Origin of the sequence: Caminicella sporogenes DSM 14501 (assembly GCF_900142285.1) — a bacterium.
In the GTDB taxonomy this organism is placed as follows: Bacteria; Bacillota; Clostridia; order Peptostreptococcales; family Caminicellaceae; genus Caminicella; species Caminicella sporogenes.
Genome location: NZ_FRAJ01000008.1, coordinates 107,439 through 120,235, shown reverse-complemented (window position 1 = coordinate 120,235; position 12,797 = coordinate 107,439). Strand labels below are relative to the sequence as shown.

6 protein-coding genes are annotated in these 12,797 nt (G+C 26.3%); 4 read left to right on the top strand and 2 right to left on the bottom strand.

Translation table 11 applies throughout. The features are described from left to right. Positions 1-217: 217 nt before the first annotated feature. Positions 218-1,564: a phosphoglucosamine mutase gene (glmM, locus tag BUA90_RS05955; RefSeq protein WP_072966610.1), complete on the top strand. Its 1,347-nt coding sequence runs from the start codon at positions 218-220 to the stop codon at positions 1,562-1,564. 309 nt (positions 1,565-1,873) lie between these two features. Continuing rightward, a complete protein-coding gene (glmS, locus tag BUA90_RS05950) occupies positions 1,874-3,703 on the top strand; it encodes a glutamine--fructose-6-phosphate transaminase (isomerizing) (RefSeq protein ID WP_072966608.1) in 1,830 nt (609 codons plus the stop codon). A gap of 510 nt (positions 3,704-4,213) precedes the next feature. Here the strand turns inward: glmS and BUA90_RS05945 are convergent. Next, a complete protein-coding gene (locus BUA90_RS05945) occupies positions 4,214-5,212 on the bottom strand; it encodes a transposase (RefSeq protein WP_094756761.1) in 999 nt (332 codons plus the stop codon). Further along, entirely contained in the window at positions 5,193-5,363 is a 171-nt protein-coding gene (locus BUA90_RS12265) for a transposase (RefSeq protein WP_143146270.1), read from the bottom strand. The genes BUA90_RS05945 and BUA90_RS12265 overlap by 20 nt, the downstream gene beginning before the upstream one ends. 513 nt (positions 5,364-5,876) lie before the next feature. Between BUA90_RS12265 and BUA90_RS05940 the strand changes: the two genes are divergently transcribed. Next, positions 5,877-7,925 (top strand): DNA methyltransferase, encoded by a 2,049-nt coding sequence (locus tag BUA90_RS05940; RefSeq protein ID WP_072966606.1) that lies wholly within the window; start codon positions 5,877-5,879, stop codon positions 7,923-7,925. A 97-nt stretch (positions 7,926-8,022) separates the two neighbouring features. Then, the gene (locus BUA90_RS05935; RefSeq protein ID WP_072966604.1) at positions 8,023-12,525 is read left to right on the top strand and encodes a DEAD/DEAH box helicase; all 4,503 of its coding nucleotides are present in this window, start codon (positions 8,023-8,025) and stop codon (positions 12,523-12,525) included. The last annotated feature ends 272 nt before the right edge of the window (positions 12,526-12,797 follow it).

The window sequence follows — 12,797 nt, the reverse complement described above, 5'->3', positions numbered from 1 at the left end:
TACAACAAAAAAGATTAATTTTAAGTGGGTTGCTAAATTTAGCAGCCCATATATTTTTTTATATAAGATTTTAAATGTTTTTTGTATAAAATTAAAATGTTTAAATAATGTTTAAAAAAAGATAAAAAAAAATGCCAATTGCTGTAACAAAATCATTATGATAAAATATAATGGATTATAATTCTTGTTGATTGAACTAAATTATGGAGGGACTTATATGGGCAGATTATTTGGAACAGATGGTGTTAGAGGTATAGCTAATATAGAATTAACATGTGAGTTGGCATATAAACTTGGAAGAATAGGAGCTTACATACTTACAGAAGGCAAGAAAAAAGCAAAAATAGTAGTTGGAAAAGATACGAGAATATCTGGAGATATGCTTGAGGCAGCACTTGTATCAGGGATATTGTCGTCAGGATGTGATGCATTTTGTGTAGGTATAGTACCAACTCCTGCGGTTGCATATTTGACAAGAAAATATAAAGCAGATGCAGGTGTAGTTATATCAGCATCTCACAATCCAGTTGAATATAATGGTATAAAGTTTTTCAATAAAGATGGTTTTAAATTACCTGATGAAGTTGAAGAAAAAATAGAAGAATATATTTTAAATAATAAAGATATTGAATACATGCCTAAAGGAGATGAATTAGGAAAGAAGGAAGTAGTATCTGATGCACTCAAAGATTATGTAAATTTTATAAAGAAAACTATAAATGTAGATTTTTCAAATTTGAAAGTAGCAATAGATTGTGCAAATGGAGCGTGTTATATGGCAGCACCAGCAGCATTTGCAGAACTTGGTGCAAAAGTTGAAGTTATAAATCATAATCCGGATGGACTTAATATAAATCATAGATGTGGTTCAACTCATCCGGAAGTGATTCAAAATTTTGTATTAGAAACTGGAGCAGATATAGGGCTTTCATTTGATGGAGATGCCGATAGACTGATAGCAGTTGATGAAAAGGGAAATATTGTAGATGGCGATAAGATTATGGCAATATGTGGAGCGCAACTAAAAGAAGAAGGGAGATTGAGAGGTAATACAATAGTAGCTACAGTAATGAGCAATATAGGACTTGAAAAAGCTTTAAGTGAGTATGATTGTAGTATAGTAAAAACGAAAGTAGGAGACAGATACGTATTAGAAGAAATGAAGAAATCAGGATATGTTCTTGGTGGAGAACAATCTGGACATATAATATTTTTAGAGCATAATACTACAGGAGATGGACTTTTGTCAGCTTTTCAATTACTTTCTGTAGTTAAAAAGAAAAACAAACCTTTATCAGAATTGGCATCAATAATGAAGGTTTATCCTCAAGTATTAAAAAATGCAAGGGTAAGTAATGATAAAAAGAAAAAGTATATGGAAGATAAATTAATTGCTGCTAAAATCAAAGAGATAGAAGAAAAAATGCATGGAGAAGGACGAATATTAATAAGACCTTCAGGAACAGAACCTCTTGTAAGAGTAATGCTTGAAGGAAATGATGAAGAAATATTAGAAAAATACGCAACAGAATTAGTTGAGATTATAGAAGAAAGACTTAAGTAATCTTAAGTTTCAATCTTAATATATGAGGATTACTTCAAAGTTTTGAAAGGAGTGATGCTTATAGATATAAAGAAATGGATATAGAAAGGTTTAGTTGTAATTTATAAAAGCGCCAGGACTTAAACCGGAGCGGAATTTATTGGTTTAAGTTGACGAGGACAGGGTTTATCGAATTATCGGCGGGTGCCCTGCGGTGTTACTCTCCACCGATAAAAGCTTTACAAAACCTATGAGCGATTGTAGGAACAAATAAAGCTGGGAGAGTAGTATCTTTTATAATTTTGACATTTGAAAGGGGACATAGGTTATATGTGCGGTATAGTTGGATATATTGGTAAAAGAGAAGCAACGCCTATTTTAATAGATGGATTATCAAGACTTGAATATAGAGGTTATGATTCAGCTGGTATAGCGGTATTTAATGATGGAGAAATTTGTGTTGAAAAATATAAAGGTAGATTAAGTGTGCTTGAAGAACACGTTAAAGAGAAGAATTTAAACGGAACTATAGGGATAGGTCATACGAGATGGGCTACTCATGGAGAACCATCAGATATAAATGCTCATCCACATACAAATTGTGCAGGAGATATAGCTGTAATACACAATGGAATAATAGAAAATTATTTAAAGTTAAAAGAATGGCTTATAGTAGAAAAAGGTGTGCATTTTAAGTCAGAAACTGATACAGAAGTAATAGCTCATTTAATAGACTATTTTTATGAAGGAGACCTTTTAGATGCAGTATATAAAGCTATAGATAAAATGGAAGGAGCTTATGCAATAGGAGTTATATGTAAAGAAGAACCTGATAAAATAGTAGCTGTTAGAAAAGATAGTCCACTTATAGTAGGACTTGGTGATGGTGAAAACTTTATAGCCTCAGATATACCGGCATTATTAAAATACACTAGAGATATGTATTTGATTGAAAATGACGAAGTAGTACTTTTAACTAAGGATGAAGTGAAGATATTCAATGAGTTTGGTCAAGAGCAAAAAAGAGAAGTATTTCATGTAGATTGGGATGTAGAAGCAGCAGAAAAAGAAGGTTATGAGCATTTTATGATAAAAGAAATATATGAACAGCCAGGTGGAATAGATAAGACTTTAAATAGAAGATTAAATAAAGAGGGAACTATAGTATTAGATGGAATTAAATTAACTAAAGAAGATTTAGACAAAATAAATAAGATTTATATAGTTGCTTGTGGAACAGCATATCATGCAGGACTTGTTGGAAAGGTAGCAATAGAGAAGTATGCAAAAATACCTGTTATATGTGATGTAGCTTCAGAATTTAGATATAGAGACCCGTTTATAGATGAAAATACATTGTTTATTGCAATAAGTCAGTCTGGGGAGACTTTAGATACGCTTGCTGCTTTAAGAGAAGCTAAAAGAAAGGGAGCAAGGATACTATCAGTAGTAAATGTAGTTGGAAGTTCAGTAGCTAGGGAATCTGATGATGTATTTTATACTTGGGCTGGTCCAGAAATAGCAGTTGCATCTACTAAAGCATATACAACTCAACTGACAGCTATGTATATGATAGCACTTCATATGGGATTAACTAAGGGAACATTGAGTAGAGAAAGATATGATGAAATAGTAGCTGAACTTAAAACTATGCCAGATAAAGCACAAAAAATTCTAGATAATTATCAAATAATACAGCAATTGGCAGATGAACAATTTAATAATGAATCTGTATTTTTTATGGGTAGAGGATTAGATGTAGAAGTTGCATTTGAAGGATCGCTTAAACTTAAGGAAATATCATATATTAATTCATTTGCCATAGCAGCAGGAGAACTTAAACATGGAACTATAGCATTAATAGAAGATGGTACATTAGTAATAGCTCTTGCAACACAAAATCATCTGTATGATAAAATGCTTTCAAACATCAAAGAAGTAAAAGCAAGAGGAGCGTATGTAGTAGCAGTGGCTAAGGAAGGAAATGAGGAAGTAGAAAAAACAGCAGATAAAGTAATTTATATTCCAGATACAATGGATGAATTAACACCAATATTAAGCGTAATACCACTGCAACTATTTGCATATTATGTATCAGTTGCAAGAGGAAATGATGTAGACAAACCAAGAAATTTAGCTAAATCAGTTACAGTTGAGTAGATGAAAGAAAGTTAAAGTTGGTATTTGTTGTCGATAAAATAAGTTAAAAACTAAGCATTCATGATAAAAATAAGATGCAAGAAATTATGCAAATTTAATTATAGACTATTCTTAAATAACAAATCCCGATATGAAGATATCTTCATGTCGGGATTTGTTATTTAAGTAATTTTAATGTTGTAAGACTTAAGATAATATCTTAAATTTCATTTTCAGGTAAATATTAGAATAAATTATAAAAAATGAAGGATTTTAAAATATTTTGTTGAATTTATAAAATAGGAACTTATGGAACTAAAGTCTATTTATATATAAATTAGTGATTATAACAATACTGATTTTTTAGGGAGTGTTACATATGTATTTGAGTAAAGTTAAAATTATGAATTTTAGATAGGCAATTTCAAAAATCAAATTACCAATTATAGATAAATACAGGTAAATATCTATATTTATCCAATATTAAAAGTTAAAAATTCCTTATAGATAAAATATTGTTATTAAAATCTGTTATGCAACTTTTAAAGTCCTATAAATTTCACTTATAGATACGTTTTGCTGTGCTTTGTAATATATAAACATAATTATTTCCTTAGCCGTTAGGCTATTTTGATAGCGTATTGTTTCACCTATCGTTTTTAGCATTAAATCTTTTTGATATAATCTAAATATTTCAAGAAAGTTTATTGCCAAAAATACTATTAAAAAATATCTTTCAATAGATAAAATACTGCGCACCCTATATTTATTAAAACCTAAATTACTCTTTAGATATTTATAATTAGTTTCAATTGACCATCTATTTAAGTAATACTCAATTATTGTCTTTGCATCAAGTTCAATATCAGTAGATATCAGGTAAATAGGAGCTTTTAAGTTGCCGTTTTCAACTTCATAGCAAATAAGAACAATTGCATTTTCAATCTTTGCAACAGAACCTTCATAGGTATAAACTTTATAATTTTTACCTTTGATGGTAACGACATCTAAGGCATCAGGATTAATATATTTTTCAAATTGTGAAAGTTGAAGTTTAATTCCTTTTGGTGCTATTTTTCTGTTTGACTTTATAGCTCCTATTAAATGATAGCCTTTGCTTAAACACTCTTCTATTATGGGATTACTAGTATACCAAGAATCCGTGAGAACATATATTTTTTCACAATTAAATGGTTTTTCAAAGCTATTTACAAGTTCTTTTGCTAATTGCATTTTATTTTTAAACTGTTTGTTAATATCTTTACAATACTCTTTTTTATAATAGGGTTTATAGTCAATAAGAATAGAAATATCTCCTGCTACGAAATTAGAGGTAACAATACAATGAGACCATACACTTTTGCCTTCGGCATGAGAAAAATGAAAGTCTAATCCTTCTATTTTTTTAGCCGTAGGCTTTGGATTTACAGTATCATCAATAACTAAAAAACCTACAGATTTTGACTTTATGTGTGTTTCTAAAAACAAATTTAAATAAGCAATACGATTTCTAATTAAGCAATTTATCATCCCAGCGTGATTTGCTTAAAAACTTATATATAGAGCTTCTATCTGATGCAGATAGAATACTTTTGGCAATTGAAGAAATTGATTTATTGCCATGTACAGCTATTAATCCTTGTATTAAACTAGATAAATGATTTAACTGGGGTTTAGACATTCCATAATTTACATCTTCAATATAGTTGTAAATTTCTTTATTTAGGTTTAAAATATTTATAGTTGTATATTATGGCATGGTTCTTACCTCCGTGTTATTTATTTGGTTTGTTTAATAATTTTTATTTAACACAAAGTAAGAACTTATGCCATTTTTATTTTTTGGTAATGTTACCAATTAAACTTCTATTTTTGCATAACTAAAATTATTAATTTTCCTTTTAATTTGGTATATAAGTTTGCTATAATAAGACATAAGTTAAACCTCTTTTCTTTAGTATTTGCTTGCAACCTAATTATATCAAAGAATAAGGGGGATTAACTCTTTTTTTATTAAATTTATTAAATCTGTGGGCAAATATATAATTTCTGTTTTTTTATCAACAATGTCTTTTTTATGTCTCCTCAAAAAAATGGGGAAACTTAAATATTATAATATATAATAATATTTTTTAGAAGGTATGATTATAAATTTTTACATTAATTCCAACGTTTCGAAAGAAGGAATTTGAAAATGTGTAACAAAATTGATTTCACGAAAAAAACATTAATAGAAAATATTTTACCAATAAAACAAATAAGTGAATTAGCAATTAAGGAAGGGAATAGTAAGAAACCTGTATATACAATTCACAAATGGTGGGCTAGAAGATTAGGATCGGTGGTAAGAGCTCTATTAATTGGAACATTACTTCCTTATGATGCTAGTGAAGATGAATTTTGGAATAAGTTTTATTCAAAAAATGAAGTAAATATAACTGTAATGGACCCATTTATGGGAGGTGGAACTTGCTTAATAGAATCAAAAAAAATAGGTGCTAAAACTATTGGAGTAGATATAGATACATTAGCTTGCTTTATAACGAAAAAAGAATTGCAAGAATGTAATATAACAAAAATAAAAAAATATTTAAATGATCTATATAATAAAGTAGGGAAAAAAATTGAATATTATTATACTGTTGAGGTTGATGGGAAAAAATATCCAATTATAAATGTATTTTGGGTATATGAGATAAGTTGTCCTAAATGTAATTATATTTTTCAGAGTCATCCACATTATAAACTCTACTATAATAAAAAGAAAAAAGAGAAATATGTATTTTGTAAAAAGTGTGGGAAAATTCATAAAATAGAATATTCAAACAGATATTTAAAATGCAATAATTGCCATGAAGTAACAGAAGTAGATAAAGGTACTTATAATAGAGGGTTTTGTATTTGTCCATCATGCAATGAAAAATTTAGACTAATAGAACAAGTAAGTGGGCAAAAGAGTTTAAGAATGTTTGCTTTAGAATATTTAAAAGGGGAACAAAGAATTTTTAAAGAAATAAGTGAAAATGATGTTAATCTATATAAGGAAGCCGAATCTGAATATAAAAAAATAAAGGATAATCTAATAATTCCACAAGCTGATATAATTAAGAGTAATAGTACTGATAAAAGACCTATTACTCATGGTTATACGAAATATAAAGAACTATTTAATAAAAGACAACTATTGAGTCTTGCAATCCTATATAGAGAGATATTAAATATTGAGGATGAAGATATTAAAGAATGGTTTTTAATAGCTTTTTCTGATTCATTAGCTAGTAATAATTTATTATGCAACTATGCTTATGGATATAGAAAACTAACTCCCTTGTTTGGAATTCATGCATATACAGTACCAGTTAGACCAGTTGAAAATAATGTATGGGGAACAAAAATCGGGAGAGGGACATTTATAAAAACAATTAATAAAGTTATTGAAGCTAAAAAATTCTGTCGAAAACCTTATGAGTCTAAATATATTTCTGGCAAACTAGTAAAAGAATATACAGGAGAAAGTATAAAATCGAAAGTAACATATAAACCTAAAAAATTTTACAATAATAGTGAGTACGATACATTAATATTAAATCGTAGCTCTAGAAATTTAGATCAAGTAAAAGATAAGTCAGTAGATTTAATATTAACTGACCCTCCATATTATGACAATTTAAATTATTCAGAATTAGCTAATTTTTACTACCAATGGATAAAGAATGAAATACAGATAAACCCTAACAAATCTATAAATGATGCTTTGTTTGCGAATAAATTAATTGATGATTATCACAGTAAATTTGAAAAAGGACTGACAAGTGTTTTTAAAGAATGCTTTAGAATACTAAAAGATGATGGGTTAATGGTTTTCTCATATCATCATAATAAAGAAGAAGCATGGAGTGCTTTAGGAAATGCTATAAAAGATTCCGGATTTGTTATAACAAATGTTTTTCCAATAAGATCTGAAGGAAGTAGCGGATATCATTCTAGTGATGAAGCTATTAAATGGGATTCTATTATTGTAGCTAGAAAAAAAGACTGGAATTATAATATGTTATTAAATGAGCCTTTAGAAAAAATCATTAATAAATATAGAGATTATATATTAGATAATAAATTAAAAATGAAACCCTGTGATATATTGAGTTTTTATAGGTCTATAGCTGTAATGAAATATACTGATCCAAATAATTCACTAGAATTGAATATTTTATTCAATAATGTTCAAAATTGTTTCAAAAAATAACAACCTGCAAAAGGTTGTATTTTTTTGTAAATAACTATAAAATATTTGTATATAAGTAATTAATATATTAATTTTTTTAGTTGAAGGGGTTGAAGGAATGGAATATATATTTGATAAAAGTATTTTAAAAGAATTATCAAATGATAACGGTTGTATGAAATATGTTATAAATAGGTTAGACCAACGATGGCAGGAAGAATGTAATAAGAATAATATAGATAAAAATAGTCCAATTCGAGATTATCTGATAAATAATAAGAAACTAATAAGTAAACATACACTTCCTGATAAACCACCTTTACAAAAATATCAGGAAGAAGGAAATATTTCTGAAGCTTTAATGATTTATGAACTTTCATATAGATATAATATTGGAACAAATTTAAATAATAAAAACAAAGATGATATATATGAGAAATTTTTAGATACAAGGCCAAATTCTTGTGAATTACTATTTGATAGAAATAATAGAAACGAATTAAAAAGTATTATAAAAAATGGAAAATTCAAAAATAAAGACTTGTGTGTTATTATAAACAGTACATCACAAAATTTACAATTTAAAGATATAATGAATCCTAACAAATATAGATATATATATCAATTTAAGTTTGATGTTAATGATAACTTTTACTATCAATTTATTAAAGATAATAATATTTTAAACAAAATAAGAGTATATGACAAAAGAATAAAATTTGATAGTTTTAAACCGGATTTAATTGAGATAATAAAATCTAAAGATCCTAAATATTTAGGCTGTGATATATTAGATTTAAATTATAATATTAAAAAATCAGATAATACTAAAATCAAATTAAAAATTTGTGATATAAAAAAATCAGAGTTTAACAGTGGATATTTTATTGAACTTGGAATTTACATGTTAGCTTTAAATAGTTTTCTTATTAGTAATAAACTAGATAAGATCTATGAGGTTGTTGCTAATGCAAGTATTTATCCTCAAAAAAACGATGAAGATGATATTGAAAGAGAAACTAGAATACAAGATCCAAACTATGAACTTGAAGAATATGTCGCAGAATATGTTTCGATCCAAGATAGTATAAAAAATATTTTTAATAAAGGTATTATAAATGTGATAGATTTAATAGAACAAGGAAATACGAAGGAATATAATAAAATTAAACTGACGTCAAAATGTCAAACATGTGATTATTATGGAGGACAATTTTCTGATAAAGTGAAGGAAAAGGTTGCTCAGTTAAATGAAGAAAATGGAACTAATATTACTATTGAACAATATTATAACGATCCATTAAATAATTATTGCAGGTATAAAGTTTTAAATACTAATGATATTAACCAATTGACTTGCTTAAAAAATGGAGCAAAATCAGTATTGTTAAGCAGAGGTATTGATGATATAGCAAAACTTCAAAGTGAGGCAATGAATAACAATTCAATTTTATTTGATGAGAATATTTCGCTTAAAGCAGAAAAAGAAACAATATTAAATAGCATTAAATTAATTAATCAGAATAAAAAATATGAATATATACCAAATAGTAAAACGATGAACATACCTAAATTTTCTAATTTAACATTTTTTATTGAAGAAAGACACGATTCTCAACAAAGAAGCTTATCTTTTTCATTTATTTATTCTTTTACAGGTAAGGATTCAAATGGTAATGTAGTAAAAGAGAATAATTTTAAATCTCCTTATATTGCAATTCTTGATGATAATTCTTTTACAAAAAGAAGAGAAAAAAGAGAGTTTTTAGATTTTTTAATTGAAATAAATAATATTATGATTAAGTATGAAAACTATTTAAATAATTATAATAAGCCTGCTACTTACTCAATAAATTATTGGGGTGACAAATGTATAGAACATTTTAAAAATCTATTTATTGAAGTTTTTAAATTTATAAAATCAAAAGGCAATGGTATTGAAGATATATATAGAGATTTAACTCTTTCTCAAATTAAAGATAAAAAAAGAGAAATCACAAAATTATTATATAGATTTGACAGTTTTTTTACGTATGATGGTGAATTAGAAGATTATAGAGTTGTAGAGAAAAGTCCATTTTTTGATCTTAAGAAAGGCATAGAAGATATTTTATCTATAAATACAAAAATAAATAATACTTTGCATCAAGTTCATAATATAATTAGTTCTAGTAAACAAAAGAAACCTTTATATCATAAACCAGATTCTGATGATTTTAATGGATTTGTGTTTTCAAACATTTGGAATAATTGGAAAAATAATGTAGAAAAAAGAAAATTTATAAATTCTATTGAAAACATAATAAAAGACAGATTGTTCATGATGTATAATATTTTTACTAATATTGATAGTAAATATAAAAAAGGAGAGTCTCCTAATATACCTTTATTACCTAATATAAGTATGTTCCCTAAATTAAAATTTGGATTAGATTTATATTTATTCTCAAAATTAAATGCTGCTTATTCATTGATAGAAAAAGAAGCTATTCATAATGAAATGGTTTATAGAAAATCTGTATTAGGCAAAGCTATGTTTTTGAAAAAAGAAATTAAAGATAATATTAGACTATCAACTACTAATCAAACTAAGGATGAAATATTGAATAAACATTTTAATGGAAAACCCTTTACAAAATGTCTTTACAAAGTATATGAGATAGATGATAATTCAGTAGATGCTAATTATGATGAAAAAGCTTTTGGAATAATTATATATCCTTTTAACAAAAGTGAATATATTTATAAAAAATTTGCAACTAAACAATACCCTAATACAATTTACTATGACCCTGAAAAAGAATTAATAGGATTTGATCCTTTTACTTATAAAGAAAAAGGTAGAACAACAAAATCTTACAAAGATGCAATTAGTATATCAATAGAAGCATTTGATAGATTTGATAAATATATAATTTTAAAGTTAGATACTGATACTTTGATGATATTTGATCTATTAGAAAACAAATATGGATTTGACTTCAGTAGAGATATTGTACTAGAGACAAAACATGTTGATATTTGGTCAAATAGATTAAAATCATGTTTAAATAGAATTCAAAACAAGAAAATTGCTGTTGAGTTATTAGAGGAATTTGATCCTAAACTTATAAATTCTTATACTAAATTAGATATAGAAAAAGAAATGAAAAAATACTATAGTGGATATATACCTTTAAATGTTCCTCAAATTGAAGCTATAGTTAATATAATTAATCATAGACTTACTTTATTATGGGGGCCTCCAGGTACAGGTAAAACTCATACTATACTTCATTTACTCATGTTTTATTATAATATTAAAAAAGGACAAAAAACTAGAATACTGATAATGGGGAATTATGATGCAACAGATAATATATTAAAAGGAATTGTAAATAAGTTGGATTTTAGTGATGTATCTGTTGTGAGGGTTAAATCAGCTAATAGACCTGATGCTAATCTAGCAAAGTTTTCTTTACTACAATATGAAGAATTTATTGCTGATACAAGTAGGTCTGACTATGACAATGAAAAAGATAGAATATTGAAACTAAAAAATAATTTTCAAATATTTACTGCCACACCTGAACAAATTGAAAAAGTATTTGTTAAAGGAGCTACTAATACTAGATTTAAGTTTGATTTAATTATTATAGATGAAGCATCACAAATGGATGTAGGGCATTTTACTCCAGCATTGCTCAAGATAGATAACAATACTCAAATATTATTAGCTGGAGACCACCTTCAACTATCCCCTATATCAAAAGTATCAATTGATGAAGGAGATAAAAACTATTATTCATCTATATTTAATTATTATAATAATGAATTTTATTCAAGTTATAGAAATATATTAAGGAGAGATTTATTATATAATCGAAGATCAAATAGAGTGATTGTAGATTTTGGCAAATTAGCATTTTCTTATCCATCTGGTTATAAATCAGATAGTTCTATAGAAGATAAAAAAATACAATACATGAAACAATTAAACTATAACTATTTCTATGATTTAATATTAAATCCTGATTATCCTATAGTGTTGTTAACATATGATGATGGAAATTCAAATCAATATAATAAATTTGAAGCAGAAGAAGTAATAAAAATAACAAAAAATATTTATGATAAAAAAATTATTGGTTTCGGTAAGGGTAGTGAGTATGATTTATTTGAATTTTTTGATAAAGGAGTAGGAATTGTAGTTCCACATAGGGCACAAAGAACAAGAATACAAAAAAGACTAATAGAAATTTTTACACCTCTTGTTAAAGCTGAAGATGCAGAAAAATTAAAAGAAAAAATTATTGCTTCAGTGGATACTGTTGAAAAATATCAAGGACAACAAAGGGAAATTATAATTTGTAGCTTTGTATTAGGTAATATAGATATTATTGCACAAGAAGAAGAATTTATATATAATCCAAATAGACTGAATGTAATGATATCTAGAGCAAGATTTAAAGTAATAGTATTAGCTTCAAATGAGTTGATTTCTAATGTTAGTGATAACTATGAAGTAATAGAGTTGCAAAAATCACTAAAAAAGTTATTAGACTATTGTGAACATGAAGTGGAAATAAATGAAAGGGATTGGAAATGTAGAAAAGGAAAATTAAGATATAAAAGTTTTTAAACATTTAAAAAAATATTCAACAAATCTTAACATGATATTTTATTATAGTATTTTTATTCATATTAGATTAGGTACATTTAGCAAGATTACTATATATAATATATGACTTTAAAATGTATAATGGACAATAGTATTTTGCTATAAATTTAATTCAAACTTTTTTTAAAAAAGATACTTAAAAAAAATAGCAAAAAGCTGAAATTTGTTCAATCTTTTTTTAAAAAACTCAGATTTTACTTTTACGAAAAAATCAAATTTTACAGCTACAATTC

What these genes read in the sequence shown, in the direction of transcription:
- glmM (WP_072966610.1), top strand. Translation starts at nt 218, where the DNA reads ATGGGCAGATTATTTGGAACAGATGGTGTTAGAGGTATAGCTAATATA.
- glmS (WP_072966608.1), top strand. Translation starts at nt 1,874, where the DNA reads ATGTGCGGTATAGTTGGATATATTGGTAAAAGAGAAGCAACGCCTATT.
- BUA90_RS05945 (WP_094756761.1), bottom strand. Translation starts at nt 5,212, where the DNA reads ATGATAAATTGCTTAATTAGAAATCGTATTGCTTATTTAAATTTGTTT.
- BUA90_RS12265 (WP_143146270.1), bottom strand. Translation starts at nt 5,363, where the DNA reads ATGTCTAAACCCCAGTTAAATCATTTATCTAGTTTAATACAAGGATTA.
- BUA90_RS05940 (WP_072966606.1), top strand. Translation starts at nt 5,877, where the DNA reads ATGTGTAACAAAATTGATTTCACGAAAAAAACATTAATAGAAAATATT.
- BUA90_RS05935 (WP_072966604.1), top strand. Translation starts at nt 8,023, where the DNA reads ATGGAATATATATTTGATAAAAGTATTTTAAAAGAATTATCAAATGAT.